This window comes from Bradyrhizobium sp. Ghvi, assembly GCF_900115265.1.
Lineage (GTDB): Bacteria > Pseudomonadota > Alphaproteobacteria > Rhizobiales > Xanthobacteraceae > Bradyrhizobium.
Window position 1 is genome coordinate 225,014 of sequence record NZ_FOVU01000001.1, and the last position, 20,965, is coordinate 245,978.

Consider the following 20,965-nt stretch of genomic DNA (forward strand, 5'->3'; position numbering starts at 1 on the left):
ATAATCCTTCCATCAATTCATGGATTATCGCAAGGAGCCGGATAACGCATCTTCCGGCGTGAACGGCGCCTGGTTGAAGTGAAGGGCCGTTGGGAATTTGCGAGGACGCCATGTCGAACGCCGCTTATGTCACTGAAACAAATGATAAAATTAACCTTCGGCCATCCCGCCAGGCGATCCGGCGGGCGGCCATCGGGCTGGCGATGGCTCTCGGCATCACCGCCGCCGGCGACTTTGGCTACGATTACCTGACAACCGGCCGCTACCTGGAATCGACCGACGACGCCTATGTGAAGGCCGATTCGACGATCATCGCCCCGAAGGTCTCCGGCTACATCGCCAAGGTGCTGGTCGGCGACAACGAGAAGGTTAGAGCCGGCCAGGTGCTGGCCAGGATCGATGATCGCGACTTCAAGGCTGCGCTTGACCAGGCCCGCGCGGATGTCGCCGCAGCCGAAGCATCAGTCCGCAACCTCGATGCCCAGCTCGAACTGCAGCAGCCTGTTATCGAGCAGAGCACGGCCGACGTCGCGGCCGCCGAGGCCAATCTGAAATTCGCGCAGGAAGAGCGTGCCCGCTACGACGACCTGATGAAGTCCGGCTCCGGCACCATTCAGCGCGCACAGCAGACCGATGCGGCACTCCGCGCCAGCAACGCGCAATTGCAGCACGCCAGGTCGGGCTTGGTCGCCGCCCAGCGCAAGGTCGACGTGCTCACCACCCAGCGTGCGCAGGCCGCAGCGCAGCTCGACCACGCCCGCGCCGTCGCGGACCAGGCCGAGCTGAACCTGTCCTATACCGAGATCACCGCGCCCGTCGACGGCACGGTCGGCGCCCGCAGCCTGCGCGTCGGCCAGTACGTGCAGGCCGGCACACAATTGATGGCCGTGGTGCCACTCGACGCAGTCTATGTGGTCGCGAATTTCAAGGAGACGCAGCTCACGCATGTGCGCGCGGGCCAACCGGTCGAGCTGCACGTCGACAGTTTTCGCAATCGCACGCTGCATGGTCATGTCGACAGCCTTTCGCCGGCCAGCGGACTCGAATTCGCGCTGCTGCCGCCCGACAACGCCACCGGCAACTTCACCAAGATCGTGCAGCGCGTGCCGGTGAAGATCGTGCTCGACGATCACAGTCTGACCGGCCTGCTGCGGCCCGGCATGTCGGCGGTGCCCACGGTCGACACCAAGGCGACCGTGTTGGCGGAGCGCGAGACGACCGGGCGCGTCGCAGACAACGCGCCACGTGCTGACGGCGGCTGACACAGAAAACATCCGGCAGGATCATCAAGTCCTGCCGGATGATCAGGACTTCCGCTGTTATCGAAACCATCGGTCTAACGCATCCTGTCTCAATAGCAGAGACGAGGCTTCCATGAGCACGCTCCAACCAGCCCTTACCACCGCTTCCGCGGTCAGCATCCCCGCCCCAGCCGCGGCACCGGCGACCCCGGCCGTCTCCGCCAAAACCTGGATCGCCGTGATCGGCGCCACGCTCGGTGCGTTCATGGCGGTGCTGAACATTCAGATCGTCAATGCCTCACTGGCCGACATCCAGGGTGCGATCGGCGCCGGCATCGATGACGGCGGCTGGATCTCGACGTCCTATCTGATCGCCGAGATCGTGGTGATCCCACTCTCCGGCTGGCTCGCGCAGGTGTTCTCGATCCGGGTCTATCTCCTCACCAATGCGATCCTGTTCTTGGGCCTGTCGGCGGCCTGCGCGCTGGCGCAGGACCTGCCGCAGATGATCGTGCTGCGCGCCGTGCAGGGTTTCACCGGCGGCGTGCTGATCCCGATGGCCTTCACGCTCATCATCACGCTGCTGCCGCGCGGAAAGCAGCCGGTCGGCCTTGCGCTGTTCGCGCTGTCGGCGACGTTCGCGCCGGCGATCGGCCCGACCATCGGCGGTTATCTCACCGAGAATCTCGGCTGGCAGTACATTTTCTACGTCAACCTCGTGCCCGGCGCGATCATGGTCGGCATGCTCTGGTATGCGCTCGAGCCCAAGCCGATGAAGCTGTCGCTGCTGCGCCAGGGCGACTGGGCCGGCATCATCACCATGGCGATCGGTCTCTCTGCCCTGCAAACCGTGCTGGAGGAAGGCAACAAGGACGACTGGTTCGGCTCGCCCTTCATCGTCAGGCTCAGCGTGATCGCGGCCGTGGCGCTGACCGTATTTCTGATCATCGAGCTCACGGTGAAGAAGCCGCTGTTGAACCTGCGCCTGTTGGTTCGCCGCAATTTCGGCTTTGGCATGCTCGCCAACTTCCTGCTCGGCATCGCGCTGTACGGTTCGGTGTTCATCCTGCCGCAATATCTGTCGCGCATTCAGGGCTACAATGCCGAACAGATCGGCATGGTGCTGGCATGGACCGGGCTGCCGCAACTGGTGCTGATCCCGCTGGTGCCACGCCTGATGCAGAAGTACGATGCTCGGATCATCATCGGCGCGGGCTTCGTGCTGTTCGCCGGCTCGAACTTCATGAATATCTTCATGACCAACGATTATGCCTCCGACCAGCTGATGTGGCCCAACGTCGTCCGCGCCGTCGGACAGGCACTGGTGATGGCACCGCTGTCGGCGGTCGCGACTTCGGGAATCGAGCCTGAGAACGCCGGCTCGGCCTCCGGCCTGTTCAACATGATGCGCAACCTCGGCGGCGCCGTCGGCATCGCGCTGCTGCAGACCGTCCTGACCAAGCGCGAGCAGTATCACTCCAACGTGCTGATGCAGTCGGTCTCGGTGTTCGAGCAGGCGACCCGCACGCGGCTGGAACAGCTCACGCAGTATTTCATCAATCACGGCGTGCTCGACCGTGCGGATGCGGTGCATCGCGCCTATGCCGCAATCGGCCATACCGTGCAGAAGCAGGCCTATATCCTCGCCTTCAGCGACACGTTCTATCTGCTCGGCATGGCGCTGATGGTGGCCCTGATCGCCGTATTCTTCCTGAAGAAACCCGGCCAGACATCGGCCGGCGGAGCCCACTGATTCCACCCGAAGAAGCAAGGAGAACGACCATGAAACCCCGCATGAATTTCTACCAGGCCGCTCCCGATACGATGAAGGCCCTGATGGCGCTGGAAGAGCAGATCCAGTCGACGGGATTGGAGAAATCCCTGATCGAGCTCGTCAAGATCCGGGCTTCGCAGATCAACGGCTGCGCATTCTGCATCAACATGCACACCGAGGACGCCCGCAAGCGCGGCGAGACTGAGCAGCGCATCTATCTGCTCAACGCCTGGCGCGAATCCCCGCTCTATACGGACCGCGAGCGCGCCGCGCTGGCCTGGACGGAAGCCGTGACGCTGATCGCGGAGACGCACGCACCCGACGATGTCTATGAAGAGATCCGCGGGCAGTTCTCCGATGCGGAGACGGTGAACCTGACCATACTGATCGGCGCCATCAACGCCTGGAACCGGCTGGCGATCGCATTCCGCGCGGTGCATCCGGTAAAGGTAAAGGCCTCGGTGGCCTAGGGCACGACGTCCTTGCCGGGGAAAATCTCGTAGGGTGGATTAGCCGAAGGCGTAACCCACCACTTCTGTCTCCGCGGAAACCAGAGAGGTGGGTTACGGCTTCGCCTAACCCACCCTACAGTAGCAGAGTGTGCGGGTCAGACCGCCGTCGCCTTGGCGAACTCGACATAGATCTCGCGCAGGCGCGCGGCAAGAGGACCGGGCTTGCCGTCGCCAACTTTCTTGCCGTCGATCGCGACTACCGGCTGCACGAACAACGAGGCTGAGGTTGCGAACGCTTCCTTCGCGGCCAGCGCTTCTTCCACGGTGAAGGAACGCTCCTCGACGCGGAGCTGGCGCTCTTCGGCAAGGGCGACAACGGCCTTGCGGGTGCAGCCCGGCAGGATCGCGTTGGAGTTCTTGCGGGTGACGATGACGTCGTCCTTGGTCAGGATGAAGGCCGACGATGAGCCGCCCTCGGTGACGTAGCCGTCTTCCAGCATCCAGGCCTCGCCGGCGCCGGCTTCGGCCGCCGCCTGCTTGGCCAGCACCTGCGCCAGCAGCGCTACGCTCTTGATGTCGCGGCGTTCCCAGCGGATGTCGGGCACAGTGATGACGTTGATGCCGGTCTTGGCCGCTGCCGCATTGATGATGTCCTTCTCCGAGGTGAACATCACCAGGCTCGGCTTGACGTCAGCCTTCGGGAACGGGAAGTCGCGGCCCTTGTCGGCTCCGCGCGTCACCTGGAGATAGACGAGGCCGTTGGCGAGCTTGTTGCGCGCGATCAGCTCTTTCTGAATCTCGGTGATGCGCTCGACCGTCTCCGGCAGCTTGAGCTTGATCTCGCCGACCGAACGCTCCAGCCGAGCCAGATGCGAGGCGTTGTCGACCAGCTTGCCGTCGAGCACCGCCGAGACCTCATAGATGCCATCGGCAAACAGAAATCCGCGGTCGAGCACCGAGATTTTTGCATCCGAGAGCGGGACGAATGAGCCGTTGACGTAGGCGATCGAATCCAAGGCGGGGTCTCCTGGGGGAGGAAAAAGGGATTTGGCGCGCTTATACGCCAGTTAGGGGGAACGATCACCCCTCGTTTCGTCATTCCGGGGTATTCGCGAAGCGAATGAGCCCGGAATCCATTTCTCCTCGTGTACTGCCGCCCGATGGATCCTCAGGTGCGCAATTGCGCACCATAGTCGCGCTACGCGCGCAACGGGACGGCGGTAGTTAGTGCGACAGAATCTTCGAGAGGAATTTCTGCGCGCGGTCGCTGCGCGGCTTGCCAAAGAAATCATCCTTCGGGGCATCCTCGACGATCTCGCCACGGTCCATGAAGATCACGCGGTTGGCGACCTTGCGGGCGAAGCCCATTTCATGGGTCACGACCATCATAGTCATACCTTCGCGGGCGAGATCGACCATGACGTCGAGCACCTCGCTGACCATCTCCGGATCGAGCGCCGAGGTCGGCTCGTCGAACAGCATCACGATCGGATCCATCGCGAGCGCCCGCGCAATCGCGACGCGCTGCTGCTGGCCGCCGGAGAGCTGCGCGGGGAATTTCTGCGCCTGCTCCTTCAAGCCCACGCGCTCCAGCAGCTGCATGCCCTTAGCCACCGCCTGGTCGTGCGAGCGGCCGAGCACCTTCTCCTGCGAGAGACAGAGGTTGTCGATGATCTTCAGATGCGGGAACAGCTCGAAATGCTGGAACACCATGCCGACGCGGGAACGCAGTTTCGGCAGATTGGTCTTGGGATCGTTCACCTTGGTGCCATCGACGCTGATGTCGCCGCTCTGGAACGGCTCGAGCGCATTGACGCACTTGATCAGCGTCGACTTGCCCGAGCCCGAAGGGCCGCAGACCACGACGACCTCACCCTTGGTGACGCTGGTGGTGCAATCGGTCAGCACCTGAAAGCTCGGGCTGTACCATTTGTTGACGTGGCTGATTTCAATCATGTGTTCTCAAGCCCTGCGGCAGATGCGGTTCACCTCTCCCAAGGGGAGAGGTCGGCGCGGAGCGCCGGGTGAGGGGTTTAGATCTATCGTTGGCCCAAAACCCCTCACCCGGATCGCTAACGCGATCCGACCTCTCCCTATGGGAGAGGTGAAGGGCACCACGTGTCGAGAGCTCATATCCAGATCCCACCTAGCGGATGATGGCGATGCGCGACTGGAGGCGACGAACGCCGTAAGACGCGATACAGGAAATGGTGAAGTAGACGACGGCCGCAAACAGATACATCTCGACCAGACGGCCATCGCGCTGTGCGACCTTGCTGGCAGCGCCGAGGAAGTCCGTAATCGACAGCACGTAGACCAGCGAGGTGTCCTGGAACAGCACGATGGTCTGCGTGATCAGGACCGGCAGCATGTTGCGGAAGGCTTGCGGCAGCACGACGTAGCGCATGGTCTGCGCGTAGGTCAGACCGAGCGCGCTGGCGGCGGCCGGCTGACCGCGCGAAATCGACTGGATGCCGGCGCGCATGATCTCGGAGAAGTAGGCGGCCTCGAACATGATGAAGGTGATGAGCGAGGACGCGAACGCGCCGACGCTGATCGGCCGCGCGGCGCCGGTCAGCCACTGTCCGATATAGGGAACCAGGAAGTAGAACCAGAAGATCACCAGCACCAGCGGCAGCGAGCGCATGAAGTCGACATAGAGGCCGGCAATTTGCCCAAGCACTTTGAAACCGGAGAGCCGCATCAGGGCGATCGCCGTGCCGAAGACCAGGCCGCCGAGGGTGGACAGCGCCGTCAGCATCACCGTGAAGCTCATGCCCTCGTAGAACAGATAGGGCAGCGCGCGGATGATGACGTCGAAGTCGAAATTGCTGAACATGGCGCTACTTCCCCGTGATGTAGCCGGGGATCGCGACGTAGCGCTCGAGGAAGCGCATCGCGGTCACGACAACGGCGTTGACGAGGAGATAGAGCAGTGTCGCGGCGGTGAAGGCCTCGAACACCTGGAACGAGAATTCCTGCATCGAGCGCGCCTCTCCGGTCAGCTCGAGCAAGCCGATGGTGATGGCGACCGCGGTGTTCTTGATGGTGTTGAGGAACTCGGAGGTCAGCGGCGGCAGGATGATGCGAAACGCCATCGGCAGCAGCACGTAGCGATAGCCCTGCACCGTCGTCAGCCCTAACGCGGTCGCCGCCATTCTCTGCCCCCTCGGCAGCGACGTAATTCCCGCCTGCAATTGCACGGCAACGCGGGCCGACATGAACAGGCCGATACCGATCGCAGCGGTCCAGAACGGCGCATTCGGCAATTGCTTCAGCCACAGGCCAGCTGATTTCGGCAGCAGTTCCGGGAGCACGAAGAACCACAGGAACAGCTGCACCAGGAGCGGCATGTTGCGGAAGAATTCGACGTAGGCGAAGCCGAACCAGTTGGCGCCTTTCGACGGCAACGTGCGCATCACACCGACGACCGATCCGGTGATCAGAGCGATGATCCAGGCCAGCACTCCGGTTTCGAGGGTCAGCGCCAGGCCCGACAGCAAGAGGTCGAGGTAGGTGCCGGTCCCCATCGGGTTCGGCTGGAAAAAGATTCCCCAGTTCCAATGGTAGTTCACGTGTCCCCCGCGCGAACGCGCCAGTCAGAGATGTCCCGCCGCTTATGCAAATGTCCGGCCACTCTGGTGTCAAGAGTGGCCGGACATGATCCCGATCGAAAGATCGAGGTTTTATCTTACTTGTAGTCGTCCGGGTTCGGCGAGTCCGAAGGCTTGGCGAACTCGTGCTTCAGCTCTTCCGACATCGGCGTGTTGAGGTTGAGGCCCTTCGGCGGGATCTTCTGCATGAACCACTTGTCGTAGATCTTCTCGCCTTCACCGGAGGTGTAGAGCGCGGCGGTTGCAGCATCGACCACCTTCTTGAAGGCGACGTCGTCCTTGCGCAGCATGATGCCGTAGGGCTCCGGCTTGGAGAACGCGTCCTTGGAGATGACGTAATCAGACGGATTCTTTGAGCCGGCGACGAGGCTGGCGAGCAGGATGTCGTCCATCACGAAGGCGACGGCGCGGTCGGTCTCGACCATCAGGAAGGCTTCGGCGTGATCCTTGGCCGGGATGATGTTGGCGCCAAGCTTCTTCTCGACGTTGGCTTCGGTGAGCTGCTTGATGTTGGTGGTGCCGGCAGTGGAGACCACCGTCTTGCCCTTGAGGTCGTCGATCGACTTCAACCCGCTCGACTTCTTGAAGACGTAGCGGCTGGCGGTCAGGAAGTGGGTATTGGTGAACCACACCTGCTTCTGACGCTCGGCATTGTTGGTGGTCGAGCCGCATTCGAGGTCGATGGTGCCATTGGCCATCAGCGGGATACGGGTCGCGGAGGTGACGGGATTGAGCTTCACCTCGAGCTTGTCGAGCTTGAGCTCCTTCTTCACGGCGTCGACGATCTTGTAGCAGATGTCCATCGCGAACCCGACGGGCTTCTGGTTGTCGTCGAGATAGGAGAACGGGATCGAGGAGTCGCGGAAGCCCAAGGTGATGGCGCCGGTGTCCTTGATGTTCTTCAGCGTGCCGGTCAGCTCCTCGGCCCCAGCCTGGCTGACAGCGAAGGTCGCGGCGAGCGCGAGCCCGATGCTACGGAGGTATTTCACTTTTTGTCCCCTTTCAGGATGATGCGGCCGGATGCAAGCACAAATCGGCCCGGATTAGAATGTGACTTTCGGCTGGATCGAAGGCTCAGGTTAACGGGCCGAGGTCAGTGGCTTCTGCAATTCCCCGAGATCCCAGAACAGCCCCGCCATGACGGTCAAGGCCTCTTCGGTCAATGGCAGCAGGATGTGCTCATTGGGCGCATGCTGCGAGCAGCCGGGATAGGAGTGCGGGACCCAGAGCGTCGGCAGGCCGAGAATCTCGGAAAACACGTCATTCGGCAGCGAGCCGCCGAAATTTGGCAGCACGGCCGGCGCCTTGCCGGTGGTTTCCCGCACTGAATCGGCCGCCCATTTGATCCAGGGGCTGTCGAAATCGGTACGCGAGGCGGCAAAGCTCTGGGCTGCCCGCACCTCGACCATCGGAAAGCCTTTCGCAACCAGATGGGCCCTGATCGCGTCGATCAGGCCATCGACCTTGGTGCCGACCACGAAACGCAGTTGCAGCACGGCGTTGGCGTGGCCCGGAATGGCATTGGCGGGCTTTTCGATATTGCCCGACGACATCGCCAGGACTTCCAGCGTGTTCCAGGCATAGAGCCGCTCGGCCGGCGACAGACCGTCCTCGCCCCAAACCTCGGCCAGCGCGGGCTCGTCCGCACTCGGGACCACCTGCACGTCGGCGAGATAGCTGCGGATCTGGTTGGTGAGCCGCGGCGGCTTCAGCGCCTCGAGCTGAAGCCGGCCATGCCCGTCGACCAGCGTTGAGATCGCATTGACCAGGATGGTCGCGGGGTTGGCGAGCACGCCGCCCCAATTGCCGGAATGGTGTCCGCCGTCGCGCAGATTCACATCGAGATGAATGCGGATGCCGCCACGGCAGCCCAGGAACAAGGTCGGCCGATCCGCCGACAGCCGCGGCCCGTCGGAAGCCATGAACAGGTCAGCCTTGAGCGCGTCACGGTTGAGGTCGCAGACCTTGCCGAGGTCAGGCGAGCCGATCTCCTCGCCCATCTCGACGATGAACTTGGCGTTGAAGCCGAGCTTGCCGCCGCGGGTTTCGCGCACGGCCCGGAGCGCGGCCATGTTGACGCTGTGCTGGCCCTTGTTGTCGGCGGTGCCGCGACCATAGAGGCGAATGCCCGCCGCCGTCGTGCGCCAGGGATCGCGGCCGTCGCGCCACTCTCCTTCCATGCCGTCGACGACATCGCCATGGCCGTAAATCAAGACGGTCGGAGCCGAGACGCTCTCGTGATGTTCGGCGAACAGGAACGGCGCCTTGCCGCTGGGGGATTCGACCAGCCGGCTCGTGAAGTCGAGCGCCGCGAAGGAGGGCATCATCTCCTGTTCCAGATAGGCCCGCAGCTCGGCGCCGCGCGCCGGATTCTGGCTCTCGGTCTTGTAGGCGACGCGGCGGTCGAGTTCAGCGAGGAAGGCGCCGGATTTGAAGTCGTCCCGGGCGCGGGCGATGGCGTCGGCTCTGGTCATTGCTTTCGTTTTCAAGGTTTCAAGATCGGAGAGCGTAGCTGGCTACGCCGATCCTCGAAAGTGGCGGGGCTTGGATCGTTCTTGGGATTTCGTAATTGCTCTCTTGAGATCGACTTGCCAAGGGCAGGAGACCGCTGATTTTGACTTGCCAAGCGTCAGCCTTTCTCCTTTGGCCCTTGCTATGGGCCAGTTATATGCAAGAACGTCGCCAAGTTGGGGCGCACGTCTATCATTCGAAGAGCGCTCGGTACAGGGCGCCAGGGGACCAGCATGGCCAAACAGATCAGGCTCAACGCATTTGCGATGAACTGCGTCGCACACCAGTCACCGGGCTTGTGGACCCATCCGCGCGATCGCACTGCCGAATATAACCGCCTGCCCTACTGGATCGATCTCGCCAAGACGCTGGAACGCGGCCGTTTTGACGGACTGTTCCTGGCCGACGTGCTCGGGGTCTACGACGTCTATGGCAACAGCCCTGACGCAGCCTTGCGCAATGCAGCACAGACGCCGTCGAACGAGCCGCTCCTATTGCTCTCGGCGATGGCCGCGGTGACGAAAAATCTCGGCTTCGGCGTCACCAGCAACCTCTCGTTCGAACCGCCCTACCCGTTCGCACGGCGAATGTCGACGCTCGATCATCTCACCGAGGGACGGATCGGCTGGAACGTCGTCACCGGTTATCTCGACAGCGCCGCGCGCGGTGCGGGCAAGGACAAACAGATCGGACACGACGACCGCTACGACATCGCCGATGAATATATGGAGGTGGTCTACAAGCTCTGGGAGGGAAGCTGGGAGGACGACGCCGTGCTGCGCGATCGCAAGCGCGGCATCTTCACCGACCCCAGCAAGGTTCATCGCATCAATCATGAGAGCGCGAACTACCGCATCAACAACACCATTCATCTCAGCGAGCCGTCGCCGCAGCGCACGCCCGTGCTGTACCAGGCCGGCACCTCGCCGCGCGGCCGGCAGTTCGCCGCAAAGCACGCCGAATGCGTGTTCATGTCGGGACCATCGGCCAAGATCATCGCGCCGCGCGTCGCCGCGATCCGCCAGGAGGCCGCCGCCCTCGGCCGCAACCCGGCCGAGATCCTGATGTTCAACATGATGACGATTATCCTCGGCAACACCGAAGCTGAAGCGGCGGCGAAATATGCCGACTACCGCTCGCACATCAATCCGGAAGGCGCGCTCGCCTTGATGTCGGGATGGACGGGCATCGATTTCTCCGGCTACGAGCTCGACCAGCAGGTCCGCCACGTCCAGAACGATGCGGGCCGCAGCGCACTCGACAACGTCACCCGCGGTGATCCCGATCGGGTCTGGACCGTGCGCGACGTCATCGAACATGTCGGCATCGGCGGCGCCGGCCCTGTCGTGGCCGGCACGCCTGAAAGCGTCGCGGACAAGATCGAGGATTGGTTCGAGAAGACCGATGTCGACGGCCTCAACGTCGCGTTTGCGATCTCGCCCGGCGATTTTGAGGATATTGCCGACATGCTGGTGCCGGAGCTGACCAAGCGCGGACGGTACAAGAGCGAATATGCGAACGGCACGCTGCGCGAGAAGCTGTTCGGCGACGGACGCGCGAGGCTCGATGCGCCGCATCCGGCGGCGGGGTATCGGGTGGGACGGAAGGGATAGAAGGAAGGTCGCGCCACATACTCGCTGTCATGCCCCGGCTTGACCCGGCTTGACCGGGGCATCCGGTACGCCGCGGCTTCGCAGTAGATAACAGCTGCCTCTGGAATACTGGATCGCCCGGTCGAAGCCGGGCGATGACACTGAATATGTGGAGGTTCGGTCGCGTCTCAAACCCTCCCGTCCACCATCACCTCGATCAGCTTCGTGCCCGGCCGATTGAAGGCCGACGTCAGCGTCGCCTTCAGCTCGCGCGGATCGCTGATCTTGATCGCCTCACATCCCAGCGCCTTCGCAACGCCGGCAAAATCCACCGGCGGATCGACGAAATCCATGCCGACATAATTGTCGTCGCCATGGAAGGCGAGCAGCCGCTGCTTGATGATGCGGTAGCCGCCGTTGTTGGCGATGACGACGTTGAGCGGCAGCTTGTGATGCGCAGCCGTCCACAGCGACTGGATCGAATACATCGCGCTGCCATCACCTGAGAAGCAGACGACGGGCCGATCCGGATTGGCAATGCTGGCACCAACGGACGCGGGCAAGCCCCAGCCGATGCCGCCGGAGGCAAGGCCGTGATAGCCGTAGCGGTCGCGATGCGGACGCAGCGCCGTGACCTGGCGACTGGAGGTGAGGCCTTCATCGACCAGGATCGCATGATCGGGCATGGCCCCGACCATTTGCAGGACCAAATAATCCGGATCGACCGGCGTGCGGCCCGCGCTCTTGCCGATCTGCTCGACCAACGCGATGCGACGCGCGGTCCAGTTCTTCGGCGCCAGCTCGGCAAGACGCTGCCTCGCCCGATCGGTGAGTGTCGGGCCGCCCATCTCCTTGAGCACCGGAATTAGCGCACGCAGCGTTTCCTTCACGTCGGCCTTGAGCGCGATCTCGGCGCCGTAGTTCTTGGCGATCTCCCAATCGACGAGACCGATTTGCACGATGCCGAGTCCGTCAGGCAGCGCATCGACCTCGCTATGGACCGACATCCGCAGGGGATCGCCGCCCAGCGCAATCAGGAGGTCGTAAGGCGCGAGGGTGTCGCGCGCGACCTTCTGCACGCGCGCGAGCGAGCCCATGAAGCACGGATTTTCCGATAAAAAGTGCGCGCCATAGGGCGTCGAGGATTGGTAGGCGGCGGCACCGAGCAATTCTGCGAGTATGGCCGCCTCCTTCAGCGCGTCGCTCTTGACCACCTCGTCCATGGTGACGATGACGGGCCGTTCGGCCTTGAGCAGACGCGCGGCGAACGCCCTGAGCGCCTCATCCGACGGCCTTGCGCGCGCATCGATGCGGGTGGAGCGGCCGAGATCGATGCCGGCTTCGCTGTTGAGGATGTCACCCGGCAGCGAGATGAACACCGGCCCGGTCGGCGGCGTGGTCGCGACCTTGGCAGCGCGGCGGACGATACGCGGCAAATCCTCCAGCCGCGTGACTTCGACTGCCCATTTCACCAGCGGCTCGGCCATGCGCACCAAGGGGCCATAGAGCACCGGCTCCATCAACCCATGACCCTGCTCTTGCTGGCCAGCGGTGAGAATCATCGGCGTGCCCGTGAACCGGGCGTTGTAGAGCGAGCCCATCGCGTTGCCGAGGCCGGGGGCGACATGGACGTTGCAGGCGACGAGCTTTCCAGAGGCGCGGCTGTAACCGTCGGCGATGGCCACCACCAGGCTCTCCTGCATCGCCATCACATAGGTCAGATCAGGATGGTCCTTCAGCGCATGCATGATCGGCAGCTCGGTGGTGCCGGGATTGCCGAACAGATGCGTGATGCCCTCGTCCTTGAGCAGCGCAAGAAAGGCGGAGCGGCCGGTGATCTTGTTCTTCATGTTTCCTCCAGGGGCGCGGACGTTGCCGCAAGGACGGCACATGATGGCCGGAATTTTGGGAAGCGCGCAAGGAAGCCCGGTCATGGCTGCGTTGCGCGGGGGCGGCGCTACGTCTCCTCCCGCCCCAGCTCGAACGGGTCCTCGCCGCCCGCACGCTTCTTCTTTGTCGAGCGCTGCCAGACCACGCCGGGAAAACCCTTCAGCGGCACCAGGGGCTCGCCGGTATAGGCCCATTCCTGGAGCTCCTCGATCGCGATGTGATAGAGCGGCTGGCGGCCGGTACGCTCCTTGAAGAGCGCGCGGGGGATGTTGACCATGTGGGGCCCGCGTGGCCGCTCATAGGCGATCGGCGTGCCGCAATGCGAGCAGAAGCTGCGCGCCGTCTTGGTCGCCTTGTCCTCGTAGCGGGTCAGCGCGGTCTTGCCCGAAATGATGCGAAAGCGCTTCTTCCAGCTGCCGACATAGGTCGCGTAAGCCGCGCCATGGGCACGGCGGCTGGCGGCGGAATGATCGTGCCAGGCCCAGCGGGCGGGAACGTCGATCTCGAAGGTGACCTTGCCGCAGAGGCATTGGCCGGTGGCGATCCCTGCGGCGGCTGCGGATTTGGCCATAAAGTTCTCTCCGTCGTCATTGCGAGCGCAGCAAGCTCGTCATTCCGGGGCGATGCGAAGCATCGAGCCCGGAATCCATCCCACCTCCAGGTATGCGGCTAGATGGATTCCGGGCTCGCGACTTCGTCGCGCCCCGGAATGACGGAGAGAGCTACGCCGGCGTCAGTTCGTCATAAACAGGATAATCCGTATACCCCTTCTCCTCGCCGCCGTAGAAGGTCGCGCGGTTGTAGGGCGTGATCGGGTAGCCATGCTCGAGGCGCCGCGGCAAATCGGGATTTGAAATGAAGATGCGGCCGAAGGCGACGAGGTCGGCGTGGCCCTCGACAATCGCCGCATTTGCCGTCTCGCCGGTGAAGCCGCCGGCGGTCATCAGCACGCCACTGTAATACGGGCGGAACAGCACCATGGCCGAGGGCACATTCTCCCAGTGGACATCGGCACGGCCGGCGCCGCTGGAGCGCGGTTCGATCAGGTGCAAATAGGCAAGACCGAGCTTGTCGAGCGCCTTCACCACGTGGGTGTAGAGCGGCATCGGATCGGGCTCGACCGAATCATTGGCGATGCCGTGCGGCGACAACCGCACGCCGACACGGTTCGCGCCCCAGACGTCGATTGCGGCCTGGGTCACTTCAAGCAGCAGGCGCATCCGGTTCTCGATCGAGCCGCCATATTGATCGGTGCGCTGGTTGCTGCGCGACTGCAGGAATTGCTCGAGCAGATAGCCGTTGGCGCCGTGGATCTCGACACCGTCGAAGCCGGCGGCGAGCGCGTTCTTCGCGGCCTGTCTGAAGGCCTCGACGATTCCCTTGACCTCGCCGGTCTCCAGTGCGCGCGGCGTCTCGTACTCGGCGAGCTTGCCGTCCGCCGTCATCGCCTTCATGCCGTCGGCCCTGATCGGGATCGCCGATGCCGAGACCGGCAGAGCCCCGCCGTGGAAGGAGGAATGCGAGACGCGGCCGACATGCCAGAGCTGGAGGAAGATGATGCCGCCCTTGGCGTGCACGGCATCGACCACCTTGCGCCAGCCGGAAATCTGAGCCTCCGAATAGATGCCGGGCGTTGCGGGGTTGCCGCGGCCCTGCGAAAGCACCGGCGAAGCTTCGGCAATGATCAGGCCGCCTTTGGTCGCGCGCTGACCATAATATTCGGCATTGAGCGGGCGCGGAGCGAAGCTATCGCGCTCGGCGCGCATGCGCGTCAGCGGCGCCATCGCGACGCGATGCGCGAGCTTGTACGGACCGAGTTGCAACGGTCGAAACAACGCCGGAAATTTCATGTGGGCCCCGAAATGACGGTGGAAGGATGGCAAGCATATAGCGCGGGGCGACACCCGGAAAAGGTGCCGCCCCTCGCAAAGGCAGATATTCTCTCCCGTGGAATGCAGCGAGAGAACTGGTCTTACGCCGTCTTGATCCAGACGGCCTTCACGTTGAGATATTCCTCGACGTGCTGCTTGCCCGACTCGCGGCCGTAGCCGCTCATCTTGTAGCCGCCGAACGGCACGGCCGGATCCATGGCCTGGTAGCAATTCACCCACACCGAGCCGGCGCGCAGGCGCTTTGCAACCGCATGGGCCTTGGTGACGTCACGCGTCCACAGGCCCGAGCCGAGGCCGAAGGTGGTGTTGTTGGCACGCTTGACCAGCTCGTCCATGTCCTTGAACGCGATGGCGGAGATGACCGGGCCAAAAATTTCCTCCTGCGCGATGCGCATGTTGTCCTGCACGCCCGCGAATACCGTCGGCGAGACGAAGAAGCCCTTCGACAGCGCGCCTTCGGTGACGCGGCCGCCGCCGGCGAGCGCACGCGCGCCCTCCTTCTGGCCGATGTCGAGATAGCCGGTGACGCGATCGAGCTGTTGCTCCGAGACGAGCGGACCGATCTGGACGTTGGGATCGAGGCCGTTGCCGACCTGCAGCTTCTTGCCGAACTCGGCGACGCGGCCGACGAATTCCTCATAGATCGCCTGCTCAACGAACAGCCGCGTGCCCGCGCTGCAGATCTGCCCGGAATTGGCGAACACTGCCATCGCCGCGCCCGGCACGGCCGCATCGAGATCGGCGTCCGCGAACACGATGTCCGGCGACTTGCCGCCGAGCTCGAGCGAGACGCGCTTGAGGTTGCCGGCCGACGCCCGGATGATCGACTGGCCCGTGACATGTGAGCCGGTGAAGGCGACCTTGTCGACGTCATGATGCGAGGCCAGCGCCGCGCCCGCGGTCTCGCCATAGCCGGGCACGACGTTGATGACGCCCGGCGGAATGCCGGCTTCCATCGCCAACTCGGCGATACGCAGCGAAGTCAACGGCGCTTCTTCCGCCGGTTTGAGCACCACCGTGCAGCCGGTCGCGATCGCAGGCCCAATCTTCCAGATCGTCGCGGTCAGCGGGCCATTCCAGGGGATGATGGCGCCGACCACACCGATCGGCTCTTTCAGCGTGTAGGAGAAGATCTCGCCGGGTAGCGAATTCTCGATGGTCTCGCCGTGGATCGCGGTGGTCTGACCGGCGTAATAGCGCAGCATGCCGACGGCACGCAGGCGATAGGCACGGGTGCGGCTGAGCGGCGCGCCCATGTCGAGCGTGTCGAGCTGCGACAATTCGTCGAAATTCTTCTCCACGAGATCGGCGAGCTTCAGGAGCAGGTTCTGCCGCTCGAACGGCTTGACCTTGCTCCAGGGTCCTTCGAAAGCGCGGCGGGCGGCGGCGACGGCACGGTCGATATCTTCCTTGTCGCCTTCGGCCACTGTTGCGAGCAGCTCGCCGGTGGCGGGGTTGTGGGTCTCGAAGCGCTTTCCGGAAGCAGCATCGACCCACTTCCCGTCGATCAGCATCTGCTTGTAGGACCCGTTGGCGAACGGATGGCGCGTGATCGGAATAGCCTGCGACACAGCCATGGCTGCACTCCCTGGGTATGTGATTGATTGAGCTCGATCTGGCTGGGATGGTTAGGTCGAGCAGAATACAGCGGGGCCGAAAAGGCGTAAAGTCGGCGTGGAACGAAGCCCTGCCATGCCGACTTGGGCGGGGTCGCGTGCGCGCCGTGTGCTAGCTCGAAGAAAAGCAAGTTCCGGAGAACAGCCATGCCGCATCCTGTCATCGCCAAAGGCAATGTCGCCGTGATCACCGGCGGCGCATCCGGCATCGGTCTTGCCGCGGCCACAGCGTTCGCGCGCGCCGGGATGAAGGTGTGCATCGTCGATGTCGACGAGAACAGGCTGGCGGAGGCCGCAACAAAACTGTCATCGATTGCGGGCGCAGCGAATGTGATGACGTCCGCGGCCGACGTCAGCCGAATCGAAAGCGTGATGGAACTGGAACGCGCCGTCGGCGCGCGTTTCGGCGGCACCGACCTGCTGATGAACAACGCCGGCATCCAGCCGGGCAGCACGCTGTTCGGCGAGCCTGATAATTGGCAGCGCATCATCGGCGTCAACATGTGGGGCATCATCAACGGCGCGCGTATCTTCGCGCCCAATATGATCGCACGCGGCAAAGCCGGCCTGATCATCAACACCGGCTCGAAGCAGGGTATCACCACCCCGCCCGGCGATCCCGCCTACAACGTCTCCAAGGCCGGCGTGAAGGCGTTTACGGAAGCGCTCCAGCACGAGTTGCGCAACACCAGGGACTGCCACATCACCGCGCACCTGCTGATCCCGGGCTTCGTGTTCACGGGCCTCACGGCGAAGGGCCGCACCGAAAAGCCCGCCGGCGCGTGGACGCCGGAACAGACTGTCGATTTCATGCTGGCGCGGCTCGAGGCCGGCGACTTCTACATTCTCTGCCCGGACAATGACGTGCCGCGCCCGCTCGACGAGAAGCGCATGCTCTGGGCCACCGGCGACATCGTCGAGAACCGTCCGCCGCTGTCGCGCTGGCATCCGGACTATGCGGACGCGTTCAAGAAGTTTGCGGAAGGAGGCTAGGCGACACGCCTACAGCGTCTCCTGCTTGTGCCCGCAATTCTTGCAGGCGAACTTGACGCGGCTCTGGCCTTTTTCCGCCTGAACCCGGTTTGGCGCGCCGCACTTGCCGCAGACCGCCTCGATCCGGGTGGTGCCCTGCTTCACGACGATGGTCTTCTTTTCCAAGGATTCGCGGATCAGGCGCTCGGCCTCTTCTCGCAGGGATTGTTTCGACAAAGCTCGTCTCCGCCTCTGGAAAGCGCGAGAGCCATATCGCACTTGTATTGGAATCTCAATGCGTGATCCGTCATCCCGAGATGGTCCGAAGGACCAGACCCGGAAAGACGAGATTCCGATGCTTCGCATCGTCCGGGAATGACAGCAGGTGTGACTTCAAACCTCCACAATCACATAGGAGTCTTCGACATGTACCGGAAACGTCTCGGCAACATACGGGCCCTTCTGGAGCTCGTCGCCGCGTTCCACCGCGACAGGATATGACCTGACCTTGACGCGTTTCGGATCGAACCAGGATTGACCGTTGCGCATGTCGAACTCCCAGCCGTGCCAGGGACAGCGCAGCATCTCGCCGACGCGCGAACGCTCGTAGACGCCGGGCTCCGGCGAGGTCAGCCGCGCCACGCAGGCCGCTTTCTCCAGCGGCGCGCCTTCATGCGGGCAGCGGTTCAGCAGCGCAAAGAACTCGCCATTGACGTGGAACACGACGATGTCGCGACCCGCGACCTCGACGACCTTGTTGCCGCCGGGCGGGATCTCTGACGTGGACGCGACGATGTGGCGGGCCATGTTGGTCAGAACTTGTAGACCGCGCGGGCATTGGTGCTGAAGATCTTCTTCTGCTCGACTTCCGTCAGCGGCGTCTTGAAGGCGAAGCGCGGATCGTCAAAGTCCCAGTGCGGATAGTCCGACGAGAACAGCAGTCGGTCGATGCCGACCCATTCGATCAGCGCGCGCAGATGCCGCGCCTCGTCCGGCTCGTCGATCGGCTGGGTCGTGAACCAGAAATGCTCGCGGACATATTCCGACGGTTTGCGCCTGAGATGGGGCACTTCGCTGCGAAAGCGCTCGAAATGCTGGTCCATGCGCCATACCGCCGACGGGATCCAGCCGAAGCCGCCCTCGATGAAGACGATCTTCAACTTGGGGAAGCGCTCCGGCACGCCCTCGATCACGAGGCTGGCAAGCTGCGCCGCGATAGTGTGGGCATTGGACTGGTGCTCCTCGACATAGTAGGACGGCCAGCCGCCGCCGGTCGGTGGATGTCCACCATAGCCACCGACATGAATGCCGAGCGGCAGGTCGAGCGCCTGCGCGCGCTCGTAGATTGGCCAGTAGCGGCGGCGCCCGAGCGGCTCGTTGGCGCGCGGCGAGACGTTGATCTGGATGTATTCGCCGATTTTTGCGCACCGCTCGATCTCGGCGATGGCGAGATCCACCCCATCCTGTCCGATCAGAATCGAGGCCTTCAGGCGCGGATCCCGGTGCGACCAGAACGCCAGCTGCCAGTCGTTAATGGCGCGCTGGATCGCGGCGCCGAACTCCAGATTCTGCTGCGAGAAGATGAAGAGGTCGAGCACCTGCAGGATGCCGAACTCGACGTCGAGCGGATCGAGATGCTGCTGCTGCATGAAGGTGAGATCGGAGCCCGGCGGCCCGCCCGTCGGCGGCCAGGCATCGCGCCGGGCGATCAGCGGCGAAGAGCGCGGATAGGGCGTCGTGAACAGATAGGGCGTGCGCAGATGGCTGCCATATTCCTTCAGGTGCTGCTGCCAGCGCTTCGGCAGGAACCCGTTGAGATCGTCGGTCGATCTCAGGCTCGGATGCACGTCGCAATCGACGATCCGCAGCCGTGATGCCGCGGGCCTCTCGTCGTCGCGCAGCGGACGGTCGATGACTTCACTCATGCGAACCTCCTAAAAACCTCTTGTGGCAGTCGCTTCACCTCTCCCCGTCGGGGAGAGGTCGGCGCGAAGCGCCGGGTGAGGGGGCGCGGCAATCCCGGTAGAGCGAAACCCCTCACCCGGATCGCATCTTTCGATGCGATCCGACCTCTCCCTGCGGGAGAGGTGTGGCAGCTGTAATCCCGGCTCGAAATTCAACATGGTTCACGCATTCAATTTAAGCCGCGGAAACGTTTCCAGCGGATTGTCGACGCACATCTTGCTGATGATGCTCTTCGGCAGATGCGGCGGGATCGGATCATCGCCGTCGAACTGCCAGTGCGGATAGTCGGATGCGAACAGGAACATCTTGTCCGAGCCGATCTGGTCGATGATCTCCGCGACGCTTTTTGCGTCCGCAGGTGCGTCGAACGGCTGCATGGTCACGCGGAAATTGTCACGGATGATCGATGCCGGCTCACGCTCGACCCAGGGCACCTCGACGCGGACACCGCGCCAGGTCTTGTTGGCGCGCCACATGAAGGCCGGCAGCCAGCTCACGCCCGACTCCATCAGCACGACCTTGAGGTCCGGAAACTTGCCGAACACGCCCTCGTAGATCAGGCTCAGGATCTGCGCCTGAAACGCCTGCGCTTCGACGAAATAATATTCGTAACGGTGCGACGGCCAGCCCGCCGAACTCGGCGCCTGCCGATATTGCGAGCCGGCATGGATCGCGAGCGGCAGCTTGTATTTCTCCGCGAGCTGATAGACCGGCCAGTAATGCCGGCGGCCGAGCAGCGTCTCGCCCTGCGCCAGCACCAGGATGGAGACGAACCTGTTGTCCCCGGCACGGCGCTCGATCTCATCGATCGCCAAATCAGGCGCCTGCATCGGCACCACGATGGAGGCGCGCAAACGCGGATCACGCGACAGCCATTCGGCGGCGATCCAGTCGTTGATCGCCTTGCAGAAGTCGGCGGCCATGTAGGGATCGAACACGGCCTGGGCGCCGTAGAGCACGTTGAGGATGGCGTGGCTGGCGCCGAGCTGGTCGAACGCCCCCTTCTGCACCATGGCGAGATCGGAGCCTGGCTTGGCGCCGTTCGTCGGACGCCAGTCGGCGCGGCCAGTCAGCGGCATGCTTGGCGGATAGGAGGTGAGATCGAGACCGTCGATGGCGCGGCTCAGCACCTGCTCTTTCCAGTGATCGCTAAGATAAGGCAGCAGCGTCGTGCGCGTGCCACCAACAGCCGGGTGGATGTCGCAGTCGATCCGCGTCACCGCCATGGATGCTTCCTCGCCAAGGCTCTGTCGGCCCGTCTTTGTTGGCGACGTTCATTGCGTCGCGAACGCAGACTGCGCCGCCCGGTGCTGGCGCGCAAGAGCGCGGATACGTGCGATCCGTCATGGCTCGGTTGCATTTCGCAGGCGCGATATGAGATCAGGCCGTCATCGCGCGAAGCTCGGCATCGTCCGTCGCAAGATACGCTACGCCAGCGCGATCGCG

The 20,965-nt window shown here is 63.4% G+C and carries 19 protein-coding genes; 5 read left to right on the forward strand and 14 right to left on the reverse strand.

The window, feature by feature from the left end:
• Positions 1–110: 110 nt before the first annotated feature.
• The 3 genes from BM374_RS01085 (at position 111) to BM374_RS01095 (ending at position 3,485) form a co-directional block, all read left to right on the forward strand.
• The gene (locus BM374_RS01085; RefSeq protein ID WP_092288754.1) at positions 111–1,262 is read left to right on the forward strand and encodes an HlyD family secretion protein; all 1,152 of its coding nucleotides are present in this window, start codon (positions 111–113) and stop codon (positions 1,260–1,262) included.
• 112 nt (positions 1,263–1,374) lie between these two features.
• Complete coding sequence (locus BM374_RS01090) at positions 1,375–2,994, forward strand: MDR family MFS transporter (protein ID WP_092288755.1); 1,620 nt, start codon at positions 1,375–1,377, stop codon at positions 2,992–2,994.
• 29 nt (positions 2,995–3,023) lie between these two features.
• Positions 3,024–3,485 carry a carboxymuconolactone decarboxylase family protein gene (locus BM374_RS01095; RefSeq protein WP_092288756.1) on the forward strand — a complete coding sequence of 154 codons (462 nt, stop codon included), beginning with the start codon at positions 3,024–3,026 and terminating at the stop codon, positions 3,483–3,485.
• A 137-nt stretch (positions 3,486–3,622) separates the two neighbouring features.
• Here the strand turns inward: BM374_RS01095 and BM374_RS01100 are convergent, their stop codons facing one another.
• The 6 genes from BM374_RS01100 to BM374_RS01125 all read right to left on the reverse strand — a co-directional run bounded on the left by BM374_RS01100 (position 3,623) and on the right by BM374_RS01125 (position 9,555).
• Positions 3,623–4,483, reverse strand: coding sequence for a D-amino-acid transaminase (locus tag BM374_RS01100; RefSeq protein ID WP_092288757.1), 861 nt, complete (start codon positions 4,481–4,483; stop codon positions 3,623–3,625).
• Between the two features lie 208 nt (positions 4,484–4,691).
• A complete protein-coding gene (locus BM374_RS01105) occupies positions 4,692–5,423 on the reverse strand; it encodes an amino acid ABC transporter ATP-binding protein (RefSeq protein WP_092288758.1) in 732 nt (243 codons plus the stop codon).
• A 190-nt stretch (positions 5,424–5,613) separates the two neighbouring features.
• The gene (locus BM374_RS01110) at positions 5,614–6,306 is read right to left on the reverse strand and encodes an amino acid ABC transporter permease (protein WP_092288759.1); all 693 of its coding nucleotides are present in this window, start codon (positions 6,304–6,306) and stop codon (positions 5,614–5,616) included.
• A 4-nt stretch (positions 6,307–6,310) separates the two neighbouring features.
• Positions 6,311–7,042: an amino acid ABC transporter permease gene (locus BM374_RS01115; RefSeq protein ID WP_092288760.1), complete on the reverse strand. Its 732-nt coding sequence runs from the start codon at positions 7,040–7,042 to the stop codon at positions 6,311–6,313.
• 116 nt (positions 7,043–7,158) lie between these two features.
• The gene (locus BM374_RS01120) at positions 7,159–8,070 is read right to left on the reverse strand and encodes an amino acid ABC transporter substrate-binding protein (protein ID WP_092288761.1); all 912 of its coding nucleotides are present in this window, start codon (positions 8,068–8,070) and stop codon (positions 7,159–7,161) included.
• A 90-nt stretch (positions 8,071–8,160) separates the two neighbouring features.
• Positions 8,161–9,555 carry a M20 family metallopeptidase gene (locus BM374_RS01125; RefSeq protein ID WP_092288762.1) on the reverse strand — a complete coding sequence of 465 codons (1,395 nt, stop codon included), beginning with the start codon at positions 9,553–9,555 and terminating at the stop codon, positions 8,161–8,163.
• A 270-nt stretch (positions 9,556–9,825) separates the two neighbouring features.
• Between BM374_RS01125 and BM374_RS01130 the strand changes: the two genes are divergently transcribed.
• Positions 9,826–11,205 (forward strand): LLM class flavin-dependent oxidoreductase, encoded by a 1,380-nt coding sequence (locus BM374_RS01130; protein ID WP_092288763.1) that lies wholly within the window; start codon positions 9,826–9,828, stop codon positions 11,203–11,205.
• A gap of 167 nt (positions 11,206–11,372) precedes the next feature.
• Here BM374_RS01130 and BM374_RS01135 read toward each other — a convergent pair whose 3' ends face one another.
• From BM374_RS01135 to BM374_RS01150, 4 genes are all read right to left on the reverse strand, one after another.
• On the reverse strand, positions 11,373–13,034 hold the full coding sequence (locus tag BM374_RS01135; RefSeq protein WP_092288764.1) for a thiamine pyrophosphate-binding protein: 1,662 nt from the start codon (positions 13,032–13,034) through the stop codon (positions 11,373–11,375).
• A 107-nt stretch (positions 13,035–13,141) separates the two neighbouring features.
• Complete coding sequence (locus tag BM374_RS01140) at positions 13,142–13,645, reverse strand: GFA family protein (RefSeq protein WP_092288765.1); 504 nt, start codon at positions 13,643–13,645, stop codon at positions 13,142–13,144.
• A 151-nt stretch (positions 13,646–13,796) separates the two neighbouring features.
• The gene (locus BM374_RS01145) at positions 13,797–14,924 is read right to left on the reverse strand and encodes an alkene reductase (RefSeq protein ID WP_092288766.1); all 1,128 of its coding nucleotides are present in this window, start codon (positions 14,922–14,924) and stop codon (positions 13,797–13,799) included.
• 122 nt (positions 14,925–15,046) lie between these two features.
• On the reverse strand, positions 15,047–16,543 hold the full coding sequence (locus BM374_RS01150) for an aldehyde dehydrogenase family protein (protein ID WP_092288767.1): 1,497 nt from the start codon (positions 16,541–16,543) through the stop codon (positions 15,047–15,049).
• Between the two features lie 186 nt (positions 16,544–16,729).
• Between BM374_RS01150 and BM374_RS01155 the strand changes: the two genes are divergently transcribed.
• Positions 16,730–17,575, forward strand: coding sequence for an SDR family NAD(P)-dependent oxidoreductase (locus tag BM374_RS01155; RefSeq protein WP_092288768.1), 846 nt, complete (start codon positions 16,730–16,732; stop codon positions 17,573–17,575).
• A gap of 9 nt (positions 17,576–17,584) precedes the next feature.
• Here the strand turns inward: BM374_RS01155 and BM374_RS01160 are convergent, their stop codons facing one another.
• The 4 genes from BM374_RS01160 to BM374_RS01175 all read right to left on the reverse strand — a co-directional run bounded on the left by BM374_RS01160 (position 17,585) and on the right by BM374_RS01175 (position 20,745).
• Positions 17,585–17,791 (reverse strand): hypothetical protein, encoded by a 207-nt coding sequence (locus tag BM374_RS01160; RefSeq protein WP_092288769.1) that lies wholly within the window; start codon positions 17,789–17,791, stop codon positions 17,585–17,587.
• A 156-nt stretch (positions 17,792–17,947) separates the two neighbouring features.
• The gene (locus BM374_RS01165) at positions 17,948–18,361 is read right to left on the reverse strand and encodes a Rieske (2Fe-2S) protein (RefSeq protein WP_092288770.1); all 414 of its coding nucleotides are present in this window, start codon (positions 18,359–18,361) and stop codon (positions 17,948–17,950) included.
• Between the two features lie 5 nt (positions 18,362–18,366).
• Positions 18,367–19,479 (reverse strand): amidohydrolase family protein, encoded by a 1,113-nt coding sequence (locus tag BM374_RS01170; protein ID WP_092288771.1) that lies wholly within the window; start codon positions 19,477–19,479, stop codon positions 18,367–18,369.
• Positions 19,480–19,680: 201 nt separating this feature from the next.
• Complete coding sequence (locus tag BM374_RS01175) at positions 19,681–20,745, reverse strand: amidohydrolase family protein (RefSeq protein WP_092288772.1); 1,065 nt, start codon at positions 20,743–20,745, stop codon at positions 19,681–19,683.
• Positions 20,746–20,965 lie beyond the last annotated feature (220 nt).

Bases quoted from the DNA above. Each gene is read 5' to 3' on its own strand.
- BM374_RS01170 (WP_092288771.1), bottom strand. From the start codon at position 19,479: ATGAGTGAAGTCATCGACCGTCCGCTGCGCGACGACGAGAGGCCCGCG.
- BM374_RS01130 (WP_092288763.1), top strand. From the start codon at position 9,826: ATGGCCAAACAGATCAGGCTCAACGCATTTGCGATGAACTGCGTCGCA.
- BM374_RS01110 (WP_092288759.1), bottom strand. From the start codon at position 6,306: ATGTTCAGCAATTTCGACTTCGACGTCATCATCCGCGCGCTGCCCTAT.
- BM374_RS01145 (WP_092288766.1), bottom strand. From the start codon at position 14,924: ATGAAATTTCCGGCGTTGTTTCGACCGTTGCAACTCGGTCCGTACAAG.
- BM374_RS01125 (WP_092288762.1), bottom strand. From the start codon at position 9,555: ATGACCAGAGCCGACGCCATCGCCCGCGCCCGGGACGACTTCAAATCC.
- BM374_RS01150 (WP_092288767.1), bottom strand. From the start codon at position 16,543: ATGGCTGTGTCGCAGGCTATTCCGATCACGCGCCATCCGTTCGCCAAC.
- BM374_RS01105 (WP_092288758.1), bottom strand. From the start codon at position 5,423: ATGATTGAAATCAGCCACGTCAACAAATGGTACAGCCCGAGCTTTCAG.
- BM374_RS01135 (WP_092288764.1), bottom strand. From the start codon at position 13,034: ATGAAGAACAAGATCACCGGCCGCTCCGCCTTTCTTGCGCTGCTCAAG.
- BM374_RS01090 (WP_092288755.1), top strand. From the start codon at position 1,375: ATGAGCACGCTCCAACCAGCCCTTACCACCGCTTCCGCGGTCAGCATC.
- BM374_RS01095 (WP_092288756.1), top strand. From the start codon at position 3,024: ATGAAACCCCGCATGAATTTCTACCAGGCCGCTCCCGATACGATGAAG.
- BM374_RS01155 (WP_092288768.1), top strand. From the start codon at position 16,730: ATGCCGCATCCTGTCATCGCCAAAGGCAATGTCGCCGTGATCACCGGC.
- BM374_RS01165 (WP_092288770.1), bottom strand. From the start codon at position 18,361: ATGGCCCGCCACATCGTCGCGTCCACGTCAGAGATCCCGCCCGGCGGC.
- BM374_RS01140 (WP_092288765.1), bottom strand. From the start codon at position 13,645: ATGGCCAAATCCGCAGCCGCCGCAGGGATCGCCACCGGCCAATGCCTC.
- BM374_RS01085 (WP_092288754.1), top strand. From the start codon at position 111: ATGTCGAACGCCGCTTATGTCACTGAAACAAATGATAAAATTAACCTT.
- BM374_RS01175 (WP_092288772.1), bottom strand. From the start codon at position 20,745: ATGGCGGTGACGCGGATCGACTGCGACATCCACCCGGCTGTTGGTGGC.